Raw genomic sequence first — 17,580 nt, 5'->3', positions numbered from 1 at the left:
AACCCGTGGGCTGATAGATTTATTGTAGGCAAGGGCTACACCCGTTGCTATAGGCATGACGTATCGGTTCGTGACAATCTGTCCATAACTTGCCGTTTTCTCGTTAAAAAGAAAACGGGTCGCAGGGGAATAACATACGAAATAGGCTAATCGTTTAAGGGGAGCTTTGCGGGAGGGGGGAGAATGTACGGCGGGGATTTTGGCCCCCGCCGTTCAGGCACTTCAGGTAAAGGGCTTTTCTTGTTCCGCATACTCAAGCAGGAGCGCGGGCGGGGTAAAGCGTTCGCCGTAAATGTTTGCCAGCTCCTGAGCTCTTTCAGTAAAGGCTCTCACTCCATACTGGTTAACAAACTGTATGGCTCCGCCCGTCCAGGGCGCGTATCCAATACCAAAGATGCTGCCTATGTTGGCGTCTTCAACAGTGCGCAACACGCCTTCCTCTAAGCAACGAACTGTCTCAATGGCTTGAATGAACAAAATCCGATCTTTCAGATCCTGTAGTTTCACATCGCGAGCTTTCTCATTGTCCACAAAGAGAGTTTCAAGCTCAGGCCACAGGTACTTCTTTCCTTTGGCGGGGTATTCATAGAAGCCAGCACCTGCAGCTTTGCCTTTGCGCCCGTGCTCATTAACCATTTGGTCGATAATTGCCTCGGCCGGGTGCGGGTTCCATGTTCCTCCCGCTGCTTCCACATCTTTTTTACTCTGGCTACGAACGAGCTGCATCAGGGTCATGCTGACTTCATCGGAGATGGTCAGAGGGCCGACGGGCATGCCTGCCAGCAAGCCTGCGTTCTCGATGCTGGCTGGATGAATACCCTCGCCCAGCATACAAATGCCTTCGTTCACAAAGGTGCCGAAAACGCGGGAGGTGAAGAAGCCGCGGCTATCGTTCACAACCACCGGGGTCTTGCCGATTTGCTGAACGTAGTCAAACGCGCGCGCCAAAGTTTCATCAGACGTTTTTTCGCCGACAATGATTTCTACAAGCTGCATCTTGTCCACAGGTGAGAAAAAGTGCAGGCCGATAAAGTTTTCCGGCTTGGCAGATGCGTTTGCCAGCTGTGTAATAGGAATAGTCGAGGTGTTGGACGCGAAGATACCGTTGTCCACCAGCTTGGGCTCGGCTTCTGCGGTTACCTTGGCTTTCAGATCACTGTCTTCGAATACCGCTTCGATGACCAGATCGCAACCTTCTAGATCTGCGGCGGAGTCAGTGGCTTTGATACGGCCCAGAATTTCCGCCTTTTTCTCCTCGGTCATATGGCCCCGGCTGACCTTTGTCGCCAGCAGGTTTTCCGAATAGCTTTTGCCTTTTTCGGCGCTTTCAGCAGAAACGTCTTTCAGCACCACCTCCATGCCGCGGGTAGCTGTGGAGTAAGCTATACCCGCGCCCATCATGCCTGCACCGAGTACACCTACCTTCTTGAAGGTCTCTTTTTCCACTCCGGAAGGACGGCTGCCGCCTGCATTGATGTCATTCAACTGGAACCAGAAGGTGCCTGTCATGTTCTTGGAGACCTGACCAGTCACTAGTTCGGCAAAGTAGCGGGTTTCAATCAGGCTGCCGTTATCGAAGTCTACCTGAGCACCTTCAACTGCCGCCGCCATAATGCGCTCGGGCGCCGGGTAGCAGCCTTTGGTCTTCTGCTTCAGCATTGCAGGTGCAATTGCCAATTTTTGTGCCATCGCAGGATGGTGGGGCGCGCCACCGGGTAGCTTAAAGCCTTTTTTGTCCCATGGCTGTTGGCAATTGGGGTTGGCATCGATAAACGCCCGTGCCTTGGCCATCATGTCTTCAGGGGAGTCTGCAATTTCGTCAATGATGCCAGCCTTCAGTGCCGCAGCAGGGCGCAACTTTTTGCCCTCCATCAGCAACGGGAACGCCGCTTCCAAACCAATCATTCTAGGCAAGCGCTGAGTGCCACCGCCACCGGGAAGCAGTCCAAGAGTGACTTCCGGAAGCCCCAACTGAATGCTGTTGTTGTTCAGAACGATGCGATGGTGGCAGGCTAGGGCGATTTCAAACCCGCCCCCCAGCGCTGCGCCGTTGATGGCGGCGACCACGGGCTTGCCGCAGGTCTCCAGCGCCCGCATCTGGGCTTTCATGGCGTTGACCATGTCTTCAAAGGCCTGAGCATCATCACGGGTGACTTTGAAAATTTCGTTCAGATCACCACCGGCAAAAAAGGTTTTCTTAGCAGAGGTAACAATAATACCGCGAATGTTTTCCAGATCGCCCAGAACTTTGGGGACTGTTTCATCGAGGGCTTCCCGGAACGCCTTGTTCATGGTGTTCGCGGACTGGCCCGGCATGTCGATGGTGAGGGTCAGAACCTTGTCTGAACCCAGTTCATAACGTATAGCACTCATAATCGGTTCTCCTTACAGAAAAAGTGTGGGGGGTCAGACCCGCTCAATGATGGTGGCAATGCCCATGCCGCCGCCGACGCAAAGCGTCGCCAGACCAAAGCGCAGTTCCCGGCGCTCCAGTTCATCCAGCAGTGTGCCTAGAATCATTGCACCGGTGGCGCCGAGGGGGTGACCCATGGCGATGGCGCCACCGTTCACGTTCACTTTTTCATCCGGAACCGAGAGTTCCTTCTGGAAGCGCATTACCACAGAGGCAAAGGCTTCGTTTACTTCAAATAGGTCAATCTGATCTACCGTCATGCCTGCTTTTTCCAATGCCTTTAGCGAGGCGGGCGCAGGGCCGGTGAGCATAATGGTTGGATCCGTGCTCGTAACCGCAGTGGCAACGATGCGAGCGCGGGGCTTAAGGCCCATTGCTTTGCCCTTGGCTTCACTGCCAATCAAAATGCCTGTAGCGCCGTCCACCATGCCGGAGGAGTTGCCGGCGTGGTGGACGTGGTTAATCGTTTCAACGTAGTGATACTTTTCCCGAGCCACACTGTTAAAGCCCATTTCTCCCATCATCTGGAAAGAAGGCTTGAGGCCCGCAAGGGAGTCAATCGTAGTGTCGCCGCGCACATGCTCGTCACGGTCGAGAATGACAACGCCACTCTGGTCGATAACAGGAACAATAGATTTGGCGAAGTACCCGTTCTTCCAGGCGTTAGCGGCTTTTTGCTGGGACTTTACAGCGAATCCGTCAACATCTTCTCGGCTGAAACCTTCAAGCGTGGCAATAAGGTCAGCGCCAATACCCTGGGGCATGAAGCCGGTATGCATGTTGGTATGCGGGTCCATAGCCCAGGCGCCACCATCCGAGCCCATAGGCACGCGGGACATAGACTCTACGCCACCGGCAACAACCAAATCCTCCCAGCCAGAGCGAACTTTCATGGCTGCCAAGTTAACGGCCTCAAGGCCGGAAGCGCAGAATCGGTTTAGGGTAACGCCGGCTACTTTTTCATCCCAATCTGCAGCAAGTGCGGCTGTTTTAGCAATGTCGGCGCCTTGGTCGCCAACGGCGGAGACGCAACCAAGCACTATATCGTCTACCTGAGAAGTGTCCAGGTTATTTCTCTGCTGCAGCGCATTGAGCACAGTCGTTAGTAATGTAATGGGTTTGACACTGTGAAGTGAGCCGTCTTTTTTACCCCGCCCTCTGGGAGTGCGGACCGCGTCGAAGATATACGCCTCGGTGGTCATTGCTTTTCCTTTGGTGATTGTTGCTTTGTGTTTTACTTATCAGGCTTATCACCATAGCCCCTTAGCCGCATGGTGTGTAATGACGCCGCCTGCCAATCGGATTGGCAAAATTGCTCAGCGGGCATGACAGGCAGGGATTCTGCTTCTATTGTTTACAGACAAAGGCGCCGACTTTTGAAGTGCGCCCACACGGATTCCGGAGGCACAATGACATGTCTTTTAGAGATGCGGTCGAGAATTTTTACGAACGTCTAGTGATAGACGCAATAGAGGCAACAAGAAAGCCGGAGGATACGTCAGACTATCTGGCCGACGTTATGTGCGTGGCCCTTAACAGGCTGCCGCCCCGATACTACAGGCACACAGTTGACATGATGTTTTATCTAGCAGATAAGGAACTCAAGAGCATGAGAGACAAATCCCTGAGCGCCGTAAAAAACGCCAGGGATTTTGTCAGAGAGCATCAGCGCGAGTAGAGCGTTGAATGTTTAGCTTATAATTAGCGCATCCAGCGCCTTATTCAAGCGCTCTGCCAGCGCAGGGTCTGCAGCCTTGTCGGGCGCTTTGAGACACCAGCTAGCGACTAGGCTTTCCACACTCCTTAAAGCGCTGTCGGCTTTTTCGGATGAGCCCATGCCTTCGGCTAGGCGCTGAACCTGTATTTCCATACGCCTTTTCTGGTCAACCTCTGGCGATGGTATGCCTGAAAGAATCTCTGCACGGATGACGATTTCATGATCATCCAGTTCGGGCAAACTTTCGGCGAGCTGAGGCCATTTGTCTGGTAGGGCGCCTGAATCTAAATCACCCTCGGCGCGCGCCAGTATAAGCGCTTGCCACTCTGCAATACCCGCTTTAAGTCTTTGTGCTGCAATCGCCTGATTCAAACGTTGCTTTTCTTTTTGGATTTTCTCAGTCACTGCCGCAGACGTTTGCGTGGCATCAAGGCTGCGTAATAAGGTTAGTGCTTGCTCCAGCGCATATATATCCTGACCGGAATCCACGCTCAAGGCCTGCTCAAGCATTGCCTCGGCAGCGGTATCGGCTTCCTGTGTTGCGCGTTGTTGTTCAGAGCGCTCGCTATCTCGGCGCGCAAAAATATCATCACACGCTTTGCGGAATGCCTGCCATAGTTTTCGGTCTTCCCTGTGGCGTGTGATGCCAATTGCCTTCCAGTCTGTTTGCAGGGCTTTTGCTTTGCTCATGGCCTCCTGAAGCGGTTCGTGAGAGATCAGCGCTTGCGCCTGTTCAACGATTGCCACCTTCAGTGCTTCGTTTTTGCGGCGCTCATCATCAATAGGGGCTTCCAGCTTTTTAAGCAGCTCGTCAAACTGCTTCTGTACCTGTCGATTATCCCTAAACTCCACAGGCCAGGCAGATTTCCACTCCTGACGGGCGGCTTGCAGTATGTGCTCAACGGCTTTCCAATCGATGGTGCTCCAGTCTGCTCCGTTGACAAAATGCTCCAGTTCGGCACAAATTGTTTTGCGCTTTTCCAAGTTTGCCTGCTTTAAGCCCGACTTGGCCTTAAAGTAGGTTTTGCAGGGCTCATAGGCCTTATCCGACGCCTGCTTGAAGCGTGTCCACATAGTGCGGTCTGACGAGCCACCAAGTTCTCGCCATTCTTTTTGGAGCTCCTTTATGCGCTCGGATTTTGCTTCCGGCTCCATGGACTGTTCTGCCAGATATTCCATCTGCTCACAAAGGGCGATCTGCTTGGGTTCAGTCGCAAATCCTTGCCAATCCGTCAGTTCTCTTAGTTGGCCCGTGAGAAGCTGAATTCGCGCCTGAAAAGTCTTGCTGTTGCGGTGGTCAAGCGTTTTTAGATATTGCTGGGCGGTTTTCAGTAGGTGACGGGATTCTTTGAGCTGTTTGGCTTCCAGAGCCTCTTCAAGCTGGTTTAGCGTTGCCTTTAAGCTCTCTGTCGCAGCTTGTTGCTGCTTTTGATCATCATTCTTCTTGACCGGTGCTTTCGGTTTTTTGGCCAGTTTGTATAGGGGCGCAAGTAGATCCGGAGCAGGGAAACCCTCCGGCCAATTGATTTCTTTGATCAGCGTGGAAGCTTGCTCGCGGTCCTCCGGGTTTGCGTCTTCATCAGCAAGAGCCGAGAGTGCGTGAAGTGTCTCTTTTGCCTGACTGATGTGGCGCACTGCACTCATATAGTTACGCAGCGCCATCATCGACGTTTCATAGGCTTTTTGCTGTTGTTTTTCTACCTGAGTGTCCCGAGTTGCTTCTAACCATCTGTTTTCTTGGGTTTTCTGAAGCGCATCCAGAGATGCTAAAGATGCTAGAGCTTCTGTTGGTTGGCTTCGCAAGTCATCCAGTGTTCGGGCAATCAACTCTAAGGTTTCTTCTCGTTGAAGTTGCTGTTCTCGTTGCAGCTCCTCTGCTGCCTGAGCTGCTTTCAAGTCGGATAAGCGCTCGCGGCAAAGGTGAACTGACTCAAGGAACTCGCTTAGTTGGTCTGGTGTTGCCTCAGGCTCCACTTTTGCCCATTGGTTTAGAAGTGTCTCCAGACGCGCCTCATACAGCTTGGTGTCGTCACTCTTAGCTTGATCCTTGGCATTGCGGGTCAGTGCGGATATGGTGGCTGAAACGGCTTCCTTATGAGCCTGCTCATCTCGGATGACCTGTAATTTCTGCCGAACTACTTGATATACGCTCTTGTCGCGGTTTTTCGCCTGTTTTTGTACCTGCTGCAACAGCTCTGCGTCTTGCAGCAAACCCGCGGCCCTGAGTCGTGTATCTGCCGTTAAACCTTCAATGGCGAGGCTCGCCGCAACCTTTTGGGTTGGGCCGGCTTGTAACACCTGCAACTGCTCTTCCCTTAATTGGGCGCGCGTATCTTCCACCGGCTCTGCTGGCGGCTGAATACGAGCCTGTGCCTTGCGATCTGGGGCGGAGGGCTTACGGGATTTGAACAGTTTCTGGAGAAATGCAGCCATGAAGATATCCTTAGGGATTGAAACCAGTCTGCGGTGTCGGGCAAAGTAAGCCAGCACCGGCCATCAGCTCTCTGCAATGCAAGCTCAGAGCGCCGGACACTATTGTTGTCACTACTGTTAAAAATTTGTGTATCGGCGTTCCGAATCAGCGCCGACAGAATTAAATCGGGGCTAGTCTAGCGTTTTGTGAGCGTTTGCGGGAAGGGCTGAATGGCAAAACAGGAAAATAGCGAGGATCAAGAATACAAAGCACGCTCGGTTGCCCTGAGACTGCTTGCTCGCCGCGAACATAGCCGCCAAGAACTCACACTGAAGTTGCGACAGCGACAGCTTGATCACTCGGTTATTTCCAAAGTACTGGATGATTACGAAAATGAAGACTGGTTGAACGACAATCGCTTTGCCGAAGTTTACTCACGCCAACGAATTGATCTGGGCTACGGTCCGCTAAAAGTGATGGCTGAGTTACAACAGCGCGGTATCCATTCTTTGCCGGACTGTGTTGAGGAGTTGGCTGATGCCGATTGGGTTCGGAATGCACTTTTGTTAAGGGAAAAGCGTTTCGGCTTAACAGATTTGAGCAATGAGTGGGACGAAAAGGCGCGCCAGGCTCGTTTTTTTTCTCGTAGGGGATTCACCGGCAATCAGGTGGAACGGGTGCTTGAAGTGAGTAAGCCGGACGATCCTGCCGTCTACCCTGGGCTCTAAAGCGTCGGAGGGACCATTCCGAGTTCCGGTGGCAGGCTCGCACGGTGTTCCGCATCTTCCTCTGGGCTTTCCATGTTGGAGAGTCCCTCAGTGCTCTGCTCCAGCCCAACGAACGGAGAGGGAGTAGCAGCTACGCGCTCCGCGGGGTTCATTATTCTTGCGAGCACATCATAGTAGCGGCGGATATTCTGAACGTAGAGAACCGGCTCGTGGCCACGGGCATAGCCGTAGCGTGTTTTTTTATACCATTCTTTTTGCGCGAGCAAAGGTAAAAACTCTTTCACATCCATCCACCGGTCCGGGTTTTTTCCGGCACCCGCGGTAAGCCTGCGTGCATCCTCCAGATGCCCGAAGCCTACGTTATAAGACGCCAAGGCAAACCATGTGCGATCAGGCTCTGCTATGCGATCGGGAATTCTTTCGTGCACCATGCGGAAGTATTTTGCGCCACCTTGAATGCTTTCTTCAGCGTCCAGTCGGTTGTTGATACCAATGTAGTTTGCCGTGTTCCGTGTCAACATCATTAGCCCGCGGACCCCTGTAGGAGAAACCGCGTTGGGTCGCCAGTGCGACTCTTGGTAGCCAATGGCGGCAAGCAAGCGCCAGTCCATATTGAAAATGGAAGCATTTTCTCTGAACAGCGCTTCGTATTTGGGCAGGCGGTTTTCCACGTGGTGCATGAATGTGCGCGCACCCACGTAGTTCAGGTGGTCCAGATGCCCGTAAAAGCGTTCAGCAAGCTGGGCGATGGTGCCGTTTTCCTGCATTTTTTCCATAAACGCTTTTGCTGCGTTCACCAGCGAGTCGTCCTGTTTTATGGGAAACAACCATGCCAGTTGCGTTGCATCGCCGAGCGCGAAGGCCTGTTTAACCTGAGGGAAAAAAACGTGGTTAAGCTCAAGTTCATTGGAAGAAACGACAGCGTAGGGGAGTTCGCCAGTTTCTACGCGCGCCAGAATGCCTGCAGCATCTAGTCCCGGGTGTACTTGCCATGAAACACCGGAGGCAGTGTTCGCAACCGTTTGCAGTTGATACTCATGATTGCTATCGGATACTAAGTGGAGCCGCTCGCCCTTTAGGTCTGCCAAAGACTCGGGGCGTTCGACATCCCTGTTGTATACAACGATTGACTGGGCTTCAATGCCGGTAGGAAGCGATTTGTATTGGTTGTCGAACAAGGGTTGTGCAGACAAGCCCGCCATACCGATGTGTGCGAAGTCTCTGGATATTACGGAAAGCACTTCGGTGTTGTCTTCGGCAACTCTGAGACGAAGTTCAACACCAAGCTCTTCAGCAAAGAGTTTGGCCAACTCGTAATCGTAGCCTGTTGGCCCTCCGCGCCCTTCATAATAAATAGAAGGTGCAACCCGGGTAATGACGTGCAGCACGCCCTCGTTGCGAATTTCCTGCAGCGTGCTGGGCTGGCTGCACCCGTTGAGGCTGAGCAGGATCATCGTTAGCGTGCAGGCGAGGAGTAGTTTATATACCGCCGCATTACGTGCAGTTAGGATTCTTGCCAAGTCCCTGTTCTCCGTTACCGCTGGGTCATCGGGATGTGCGCAAACGTTTTGGCAGCATCCGGTGTCTTTTAGCGTGTGGTCTCCATGTCCACAACCTAATGATCCCTGCTGCGGGAAGAGCGGTCAATGAAGTTGATCAAAAACCGTGCAAAATAATGTGAAATACACATTAGAGGAATAACTTTTCAGGCGCTGTATCCTGGCAAAGCTTTCAAGTATCATATGCGCCTTCTCAGAATGCACCCGGACTTCCCCGTTTCGCGCGATACAGGTTGATATCATGCTTGAACTTCGCGGCGCTCCCGCGCTTTCGCCATTCCGCTCCCATAAACTGTACGCCAGAATTCAGGCCATCGTGCCCGAGGTTAAGCATGTTTATGCTGAATTCATGCACTTCGTAGATCTGGAGGGCACGCTTTCTGATTCCGAGCAGGCCATCCTTGATAGGTTGCTTACATACGGCCCCAGTGTACCGGTTGAAGAACCAGACGGCGTGCTGTTTCTCGTTGTGCCTCGCCCGGGAACATTGTCCCCCTGGTCCAGTAAAGCAACCGATATTGCCCGCAACTGCGGTTTGCGCCAGATTCAGCGTATCGAACGCGGCACGGCTTTTTATATTAAATCGAGCAAAAAGTTGGGCTTAGACCAACGCGAGAAGGTTGCAGCCCTGTTGCACGATCGCATGACTCAAAAGGTCTTCCATGAAATGGGTGGCGCTCAATTATTGTTCAGCCATGAAGAGCCGCGCCCGCTGGAACGTATATCAGTATTGGCCGGAGGTCGATCGGCACTGGTGGAGGCAAATAAGCGTCTCGGGCTTGCGCTGGCAGATGACGAAATTGATTATTTGGTGAAGTCATTTATTGGTCTTGAACGAGACCCAACCGACGTTGAGCTTATGATGTTTGCGCAGGCAAACTCCGAGCATTGTCGCCATAAAATATTCAATGCTTCTTGGGATATTGACGGAGAGGGGCAGGAAAAATCGCTCTTTGCCATGATCCGTAACACCTTCGAAATGAACAGCGAAGGCGTACTGTCTGCTTATAAAGATAATGCTTCGGTTATTCAGGGCAGTAGAGGTGGCCGTTTCTACCCCGATCCGGTTACCGGTGTTTACAGCTATAACCAAGAAGGCATCCACATTCTTATGAAAGTGGAAACCCATAACCACCCGACAGCTATTGCCCCGGCAGCAGGCTCGGCAACCGGCTCCGGTGGTGAAATTCGTGATGAAGGCGCAACGGGCCGTGGCTCTAAACCGAAAGCCGGGCTTACAGGGTTTACCGTCTCCAATCTTAATTTGCCAGACGACCCTCAACCATGGGAAATCAATTACGGCAAGCCAGACCGGATCGCATCGGCTCTGGATATCATGATTGAAGGCCCTATTGGCGGGGCTGCATTCAATAACGAGTTTGGCCGTCCTAACATTGCGGGCTATTTCCGGACATTTGAAGAGAAAGTTGCAGGTCCGGCTGGCGATGAAGTGCGCGGCTACCACAAACCCATCATGATCGCTGGCGGGCTAGGTAATATCCGCGCAGAGCATGTGGAAAAAGGCGAGATACCAGTAGGGGCCAAGCTAATAGTGTTGGGTGGCCCGTCCATGCTTATCGGTCTTGGTGGCAGCGCTGCATCCTCCATGGATTCCGGCTCCAGTAATGAAAATCTCGACTTTGCCTCAGTGCAGCGTGATAACCCTGAAATGGAGCGCCGCTGTCAGGAAGTGATTGACCGTTGCTGGCAGATGGGCGAGAAAAACCCCTTGTGCTTTATCCATGATGTTGGCGCTGGCGGCTTATCTAACGCTATGCCGGAATTGGTCAAGGATGGCGGTCGCGGTGGAAAGTTCGAACTGCGGGATATTCCCAGCGATGAGCCAGGTATGTCTCCGTTGGAAATTTGGTGCAACGAGTCGCAGGAGCGCTATGTTATGGCAGTCGCTCCTGAGAATTTGGAGCTTTTCGACGCGCTGTGCCGTCGGGAGCGCTGCCCATACGCAGTGATTGGTGAAGCAACTGAAGCTCACCACCTAGAACTCAGCGACTCCTATTTTAACGACAAGCCGGTTGATCTGCCGATGGATGTGCTGTTCGGCAAGCCGCCTCGTATGCATCGCAGCATTAAGCGAACATCTTTCAGTAAACCGATATTTGACTCTACACAAGTCGATCTGAACGATGCGATACGCAGAGTGTTGAGGTTGCCCTCAGTCGGCTCAAAAAATTTCCTGATCACCATTGGCGACCGCACGATTACCGGGCTGGTTGCTCGAGATCAAATGGTTGGCCCCTGGCAGGTGCCCGTTAGCGATGTTGCGGTTACTGCAAGCTCCTTCGATGTGTCGACTGGCGAAGCTATGGCGATGGGTGAGCGCACGCCGGTAGCAACCATTGATGCCCCTGCGTCTGGCCGCATGGCTGTAGGTGAGACCATTACTAATATGGCGGCTGCTGCTATTGGTAAGCTTTCGGATATTCGTTTGTCGGCGAACTGGATGTCAGCCGCCGGCCACCCCGGAGAGGACGAAAACCTTTACGAGACAGTTCGTGCCGTTGGTATGGAATTATGTCCGGAGCTGGGAATCACCATTCCCGTTGGTAAAGACTCCATGTCCATGAAGACGGTTTGGGAAGAGGATAACGGCGAACATAAAAGCGTGACTGCGCCACTATCTTTGATTGTTAGTGGTTTTGCGCCTGTCACCGATGTTTCACGCACTTTGACGCCCCAATTGATAAAAGATGGGGGTGAGACCGATCTAATTCTTATTGATCTGGCCGCTGGGCAAAACCGTCTCGGTGGGTCGGCATTGGCTCAAGTCTATCGACATGTCGGGGCGGTGGCGCCCGATCTCGATGATCCAGAAGACATCAAGGCCTTTTTTGCTGTCATTCAGGGGTTGAACTCAGACAGCAAGCTTCTCGCCTATCACGACCGTTCTGACGGCGGTTTGTTTGTGACACTTGCTGAGATGTGTTTTGCTGGCCGCACCGGTGTAGATATAAAACTGGATGGATTAGCAGATGACCCCAGCCAGTTTGCCCGAGAGTTGTTCAATGAGGAGCTGGGTGCCGTTATTCAGGTGCGCAGGGAAGACACTGACTTCGTTTTACAGCAGTTTTCTGCAGCTGGTCTGGGCGATCATATCAATGTCATTGGTACATTGAATGATGAAGACCGTTTGCGCCTGACGTTTGAAGGCACAGCGGTTGTTGATAACTCACGAACACAACTGCAGCGTCTGTGGTCTGAGACAAGCTACCGAATTCAGTCCATGCGGGATAATGCGGACTGCGCTCTGGAGGAGTTTGATAATCTCTTGGATGCGGATGACCCGGGGCTGCATGTAGAGCTCACATACAATGTGAACGAAGATATAGCTGCGCCTTACATCAACAAAGGCGCTCGCCCCAAAGTAGCCGTTTTGCGAGAGCAGGGCGTGAACGGGCAGGTCGAGATGGCGGCAGCATTTGATCGGGCTGGCTTCGAGTCTGTCGATGTGCATATGAGCGACCTTCTTTCCGGGCGTTCGAATTTGGAGGCGTTTAACAGTCTCGTCGCTTGTGGTGGGTTCTCGTATGGAGACGTATTGGGTGCTGGCGAAGGCTGGGCAAAGTCCATCCTGTTCAATGATCGCGTTCGGGATCAGTTTGCTGCATTCTTTAATCGGCAGGACACCCTCGCGCTTGGTGTATGCAATGGCTGCCAGATGCTTTCCAATTTGCATGAGCTGATTCCGGGCAGTGAAGCCTGGCCTCGATTTGTTCGTAACCAGTCCGAGCAGTTTGAGGCGCGGCTGGCGATGGTTGAAGTGATGCCGTCACCTTCTGCCTTTTTAGAAGGGATGGCTGGTTCACGCATGCCAATTGCGGTTGCACATGGCGAGGGTAGAGTAGAGTTTTCAGGAAGTGCATCTGCTGCAGATCTTGCGGAAAGTGAACGAGTAGCACTGCGCTTCGTGGATAACCGGGGTCAGGCCACAATGCGCTACCCTTACAATCCCAATGGATCACAAGATGGCATTGCAGGTGCTACCACCCGGGACGGCCGTATCACCATTATGATGCCTCACCCTGAGCGTGTATTCCGTGCGGTTCAACACTCGTGGAGGCCCAAGGACTGGCAGGAAGATGGCTCCTGGATTCGCATGTTCCGGAATGCGAGGCGCTGGTTTGGTTAAATAGAGAGTGAAACTTCAAAAAGCCGACTTTAGTGAGCCCCGTTAGGGTAACTTTCTGGAGTCGGTTTTTTTGTGTCTGGAATTCGGTAGTTTTATCGTTTTTCAAGCTTAAAAAGTCACTATATTGGAAAAATACCCCTTGACTCAGTATCTTTATGCACATCGCGGGCGGCGCTCTGTACATTCTGTGCGCAATGCGGTGGATAGAGCGTCATTTTTAATTGAAATCTTGTAACTAATTGAAATATATGACTTAAATTAATCGGGTGAAATTGTCACCAATTTAACCTAAGTGCAGTAAATACGGGGTTTATAGCGGTGTTCCCCATATCTTTCCCCAGAGTTATCCACAGAATCTGTGGGTAAGTGGCTAAGCTATTAATCTGTACAAAAAATATCCTCAGGCGGGCCGGTATCATGTATAAAATTTGCTATTTCGTACCCGAAACACATCTGGAGAAAACCAAGCAGGCGCTCTTTGAAGCGGGAGCTGGGCGTATTGGGTATTACGATTCTTGTGCGTGGCAATGCTACGGGCAGGGCCAGTTTCGTCCCCTTCAGGGAAGCAATCCGTTTTTAGGGTCAAGTGGGGCGCTGGAGACTGTGGGGGAGTTCAAGGTTGAGCTTGTTTGCCGCGATGACTTGATCAAAGAAGCGCTTGCCGCCCTCAAGCAGGCTCATCCTTATGAAGAGCCTGCTTATGAGGTCTATCGTCTGGAGACGTTATAAATCGTCTTTGATGCGAGTGGCGGTCATCGGATGCCGAATGTCACGTATGTGAACGCCAAAAGAATCTTTTTTTAGGTCCTCCAGAAACAGTTCCAGCGTTTTGCGAACGGTCGGGAATGAAATGTCTTCCCATGGGATTTCATCAACAGCAAACAGCTGACTTTCCAAAGACTCTTCGCCGGCGCCGAAACTCCCGTTTTTGAGGGTCGCACGATAAAACATGTGAACCTGATTTATATGGGGAACATCAATAATGGAATAGAGCCCATCAATATGAACCTCGGCAAGGGCTTCTTCTAATGTTTCACGCTCCGCTGCTTCTACTGTAGTTTCGGCATTCTCCATATATCCAGCGGGCAGCGTCCAGTAACCGTAGCGAGGCTCGATTGCCCGGCGGCAAAGTAGAATTTTCCCTTCCCAAACGGCCACGGTGCCGGCGACAATTTTGGGATTCTGATAGTGAATGGTGCTGCAGCTAACGCACACGTAGCGGTAACGGTTGTCGCCCTCAGGGATACTTTGTTTAACCAGGTGGCCGCATGTGCTGCAGTACTTCATGTTTTTCCCCGTATACTTAAATTGGTAGAGCGTTCAGTTTAATGATCTTGATCGCCGCTGTCTCACCCAACACCAGATTTGCGCAGGAGTTCCGATTTGCGTGATTTACTTGTTCAGCGTTTAACAGATTATGCACCCCGGAAACTCGATCTGGACTACCCGGAGGCGGGCATACTCGTTCCGGTTACAGATGACCCCGATAACCCCGAAATGATATTTACGTTACGCTCTGAAAACTTGAGCACTCATCGAGGGCAAGTTGCCTATCCGGGCGGTAAACGTGATCCGGAGGACGCATCCCTCGCTGCCACAGCGTTACGCGAGACCCATGAAGAGATTGGGCTGCCGCCTGACCAAGTAGAAATTATTGCACCCTTGAGCCAGGTGATGTCACGTTATGGAATTCTCGTTTCTCCTTATGTTGGTGTTGTTCCCAAGAGCCACCCTTTGGATCCAAACCCGGACGAGATTGAAAGTGTTTTTCGTGTGCCGCTTTCCTTTTTTCTCGAAGACCGGCGCGAGCGCACGGATGCGCTGCACTTTCAAAACCACACCATTCACGTGCCTTGTTACCGTTGGGAGCGTTATCAGATATGGGGGTTGTCCGCCGTGGTTCTGGTCGACTTTTTGAATGCTGTGTACGATACAGGCATAGATTTACTTGAACCCCGAACCTAATGAGGAAAACCTAATGCTATATGAGCTCGAAGGACGTGCGCCGGAGCTGCACGGCGATGGCCAATATATTGCTAGTAACGCAACTGTAATCGGCAACGTTGCCCTTCACGAAAAGAGCAGTATTTGGTTCAACGTAGTGATTCGGGGAGACAATGAGCTCATTACGATTGGTCCGGAGACGAATGTTCAGGATGCCTCTGTTTTGCACACCGATCCTGGCATCCCGTTGACGTTAGGCAAAGGTGTGACGGTTGGGCATAAGGCCATGCTCCATGGGTGTGAAGTTGGGGACTATTCATTGATCGGTATTAACGCCGTTGTTTTGAATGGTGCAAAAATTGGCAAACACTGCCTCATTGGCGCAAACACGCTGATTCCCGAAGGCATGGTTGTTCCTGACGGTTCACTAGTAATTGGTGCGCCGGGCAAGGTTAAGCGGGAGCTCACAGAGCAGCAAAAGAAAATGCTTGAACTAAGCGCCGCCCATTACGTACACAATGCAAGCCGCTATGTGAGTGGCCTAAAGCCCAAGAGCGATTGAGTTAAATTTTTATGGAACGGAAAGAAAAGGTCCGCTCGCCTTGCGTGAGCATATGCGCTTTAGATGAGCGCGATATATGTATAGGGTGCCAGCGCACTGGTGACGAAATTTTGCGCTGGTCCTCAATGACTAATTGTGAGCGTAAAGCAGTGCTTTTGAAAGTCGCTGAACGGGAGCAGGAAATAAGTCTTTAACTGAACACGAAGATGGCTAAACGGATTGAGGTGTTCTCTGGAGGATTGGCTTTGAACCATGTTAGTAAGGTAACGCTGGGTACGCCGCTAAAACCAAACGCTTATAGAGTGTTGTTGTGTGGCTCTGGGGAGCTAGGCAAAGAGGTTGCAATCGAGTTGCAAAGATTTGGGGTCGAAGTCATAGCAATAGACCGTTATCCGAATGCACCTGCGATGCAGGTAGCTCACCGAAGCCATGTAATCGATATGTTAGATGGCGAAGCGCTACGTAATGTTGTCGATGTTGAAAAGCCTGACCTCATCGTTCCGGAAATCGAAGCGATTGCGACAGGCGAACTACTTAAACTTGAGAGTGAGGGCTATAACGTAATCCCATCGGCAAGGGCTGCCAATCTCACAATGAATAGAGAAGGTATCCGTCGTCTTGCGGCAGAAGAGTTGGGGTTGAGTACATCCCCATATCGATTCGTTGATACAAAGGAAGATTTTATAAAAGCAGTAGCTGCCATAGGTCTTCCGGTTGTTGTTAAGCCTGTTATGAGTTCATCTGGCAAGGGACAAAGCACAGTCACTAAAAATAGCCAAATTGATGCCGCCTGGAATTATGCACAAACAGGGGGGCGTGCAGGTAAGGGGCGCATTATCGTTGAAGGCTTTGTGACATTCGATTATGAAATAACCCTACTCACCGTAAGACATTCGGGCGGGGTGAGCTTTTGCGACCCCATAGGGCACCGACAGGAGGACGGCGACTATAGGGAATCTTGGCAACCGCAACCCATGAGCGCCAAAGCACTGGAGCGATCTCAAGAAGTGGCTTTGAAAGTCACCGAAAATCTTGGCGGTTATGGAGTTTATGGGGTGGAACTATTTGTTCATGGGGATGATGTCTACTTTTCTGAGGTCTCACCTAGACCTCACGACACAGGGCTCGTGACATTAGTGTCACAGGACTTATCCGAATTTGCTCTCCATGCGCGAGCGATACTTGGCTTGCCAGTTCCGGTGATTCGCCAGCAAGGGCCTTCTGCTTCAGCCGTTATTCTACCGGAAGGGGATTCCAAAGAGGTCGCCTACTCGGGATTAGATGTAGCCCTTTCCGAAAAAGATGTGCAACTAAGGTTGTTTGGTAAGCCTGAGCTTTCAGGTCGCCGTAGAATGGGAGTTGCGCTAGCCAAGGGAGATTCTATCGGCGACGCGAAAGCTAAGGCGCTGGCAGCTGCAAAAGCGATAGAGGTTATGTTGTAAAAGGCTTGCTTCAGCCGGTGATTACTGCTGTTATGAGAAGGTAGCGCATTAGCTATGGAGAGGTGTACGAAAAGTATTTGAAAATATTTTCGTGACACAGTTGACACCTTCGGCCAGCTCTGTAGAATGCGCATCTCGCTTGAGGGACACACCGGAACAACGGGTGTCTTTGAGAGAGTTAACTGCTTGAAAGTGTTGAAGAAAAAGCTTTTAAGATTCTTCAAAATAGCAGTTGACAGGGTTGAGATTCGATGTAGAATGCGCCCCTCGAAATCAAGTATGAAGCAGCCGGTGAGTATCGGTAGTTTTGGAAGGGAAGCTTCTGAAACGACTTGAAAAAAACGGTTGACAAGGCGGCGAGACGATGTAGAATACGCCACCTTGATTGAGCAACGGCTCAAACGCTCTTTAACAAATTAACCAAGTAATTCGTGTGGGCGCTGACTGGAGTATTTCGACAAGAAATACCAAGACAGCGACTCGTCGAAAATTGAGTTTTGTCTTGAGCAAGAATTAAGAATCTTCGGATTCTTGTATGATTTAAACTGAAGAGTTTGATCATGGCTCAGATTGAACGCTGGCGGCAGGCTTAACACATGCAAGTCGAGCGGAAACGAAGATAGCTTGCTATCAGGCGTCGAGCGGCGGACGGGTG

General features: G+C 51.6%; 13 protein-coding genes and 1 rRNA gene. 9 read left to right on the top strand and 5 right to left on the bottom strand.

Going from position 1 to position 17,580, the window contains the following annotated elements:
* Positions 1-222: 222 nt before the first annotated feature.
* Together FE845_RS13450 and FE845_RS13445 are read right to left on the bottom strand one after the other, a co-directional pair.
* Positions 223-2,373, bottom strand: a complete 2,151-nt coding sequence (locus FE845_RS13450) for a 3-hydroxyacyl-CoA dehydrogenase NAD-binding domain-containing protein (protein ID WP_200365501.1) — start codon at positions 2,371-2,373, stop codon at positions 223-225.
* Between the two features lie 33 nt (positions 2,374-2,406).
* Positions 2,407-3,615: an acetyl-CoA C-acetyltransferase gene (locus FE845_RS13445; protein WP_200365499.1), complete on the bottom strand. Its 1,209-nt coding sequence runs from the start codon at positions 3,613-3,615 to the stop codon at positions 2,407-2,409.
* 212 nt (positions 3,616-3,827) lie between these two features.
* Between FE845_RS13445 and FE845_RS13440 the strand changes: the two genes are divergently transcribed.
* Positions 3,828-4,091 carry a late competence development ComFB family protein gene (locus FE845_RS13440; protein ID WP_200365497.1) on the top strand — a complete coding sequence of 88 codons (264 nt, stop codon included), beginning with the start codon at positions 3,828-3,830 and terminating at the stop codon, positions 4,089-4,091.
* Positions 4,092-4,103: 12 nt separating this feature from the next.
* On the opposite strand, the gene FE845_RS13435 is transcribed toward FE845_RS13440, so the two are convergent.
* Positions 4,104-6,563: a DUF349 domain-containing protein gene (locus FE845_RS13435; RefSeq protein WP_200365495.1), complete on the bottom strand. Its 2,460-nt coding sequence runs from the start codon at positions 6,561-6,563 to the stop codon at positions 4,104-4,106.
* Between the two features lie 210 nt (positions 6,564-6,773).
* Here FE845_RS13435 and FE845_RS13430 point away from each other — a divergent pair, with 210 nt between their 5' ends.
* On the top strand, positions 6,774-7,271 hold the full coding sequence (locus FE845_RS13430) for a regulatory protein RecX (protein WP_200365493.1): 498 nt from the start codon (positions 6,774-6,776) through the stop codon (positions 7,269-7,271).
* Here the strand turns inward: FE845_RS13430 and mltF are convergent.
* Positions 7,268-8,725 (bottom strand): membrane-bound lytic murein transglycosylase MltF, encoded by a 1,458-nt coding sequence (gene mltF / locus FE845_RS13425; protein WP_200365901.1) that lies wholly within the window; start codon positions 8,723-8,725, stop codon positions 7,268-7,270. The genes FE845_RS13430 and mltF overlap by 4 nt on opposite strands.
* A gap of 346 nt (positions 8,726-9,071) precedes the next feature.
* Between mltF and purL the strand changes: the two genes are divergently transcribed.
* Together purL and FE845_RS13415 are read left to right on the top strand one after the other, a co-directional pair.
* On the top strand, positions 9,072-12,977 hold the full coding sequence (gene purL, locus FE845_RS13420) for a phosphoribosylformylglycinamidine synthase (protein ID WP_200365491.1): 3,906 nt from the start codon (positions 9,072-9,074) through the stop codon (positions 12,975-12,977).
* 417 nt (positions 12,978-13,394) lie between these two features.
* A complete protein-coding gene (locus FE845_RS13415; protein WP_200365488.1) occupies positions 13,395-13,706 on the top strand; it encodes a YqfO family protein in 312 nt (103 codons plus the stop codon).
* On the opposite strand, the gene FE845_RS13410 is transcribed toward FE845_RS13415, so the two are convergent.
* The gene (locus FE845_RS13410) at positions 13,701-14,264 is read right to left on the bottom strand and encodes an NUDIX hydrolase (protein WP_200365486.1); all 564 of its coding nucleotides are present in this window, start codon (positions 14,262-14,264) and stop codon (positions 13,701-13,703) included. The two genes, FE845_RS13415 and FE845_RS13410, sit on opposite strands and share 6 nt — an antisense overlap.
* A gap of 96 nt (positions 14,265-14,360) precedes the next feature.
* Between FE845_RS13410 and FE845_RS13405 the strand changes: the two genes are divergently transcribed.
* From FE845_RS13405 to FE845_RS13385, 5 genes are all read left to right on the top strand, one after another.
* The gene (locus FE845_RS13405) at positions 14,361-14,942 is read left to right on the top strand and encodes an NUDIX hydrolase (protein WP_200365484.1); all 582 of its coding nucleotides are present in this window, start codon (positions 14,361-14,363) and stop codon (positions 14,940-14,942) included.
* Positions 14,943-14,955: 13 nt separating this feature from the next.
* Entirely contained in the window at positions 14,956-15,483 is a 528-nt protein-coding gene (locus FE845_RS13400; RefSeq protein ID WP_200365482.1) for a gamma carbonic anhydrase family protein, read from the top strand.
* 11 nt (positions 15,484-15,494) lie between these two features.
* On the top strand, positions 15,495-15,677 hold the full coding sequence (locus FE845_RS13395; RefSeq protein WP_200365480.1) for a DUF1289 domain-containing protein: 183 nt from the start codon (positions 15,495-15,497) through the stop codon (positions 15,675-15,677).
* A 12-nt stretch (positions 15,678-15,689) separates the two neighbouring features.
* Positions 15,690-16,925: a formate-dependent phosphoribosylglycinamide formyltransferase gene (purT, locus tag FE845_RS13390; RefSeq protein ID WP_200365478.1), complete on the top strand. Its 1,236-nt coding sequence runs from the start codon at positions 15,690-15,692 to the stop codon at positions 16,923-16,925.
* Between the two features lie 542 nt (positions 16,926-17,467).
* Positions 17,468-17,580, top strand: a 16S ribosomal RNA gene (locus FE845_RS13385); the annotation flags it as partial.

Source organism: Marinobacter sp. 1-4A, assembly GCF_016597725.1.
Taxonomy (GTDB): Bacteria; Pseudomonadota; Gammaproteobacteria; order Pseudomonadales; family Oleiphilaceae; genus Marinobacter.
Note: the sequence above shows the minus strand (reverse complement) of the source record. Positions and strands in the feature narration are given on the sequence as shown.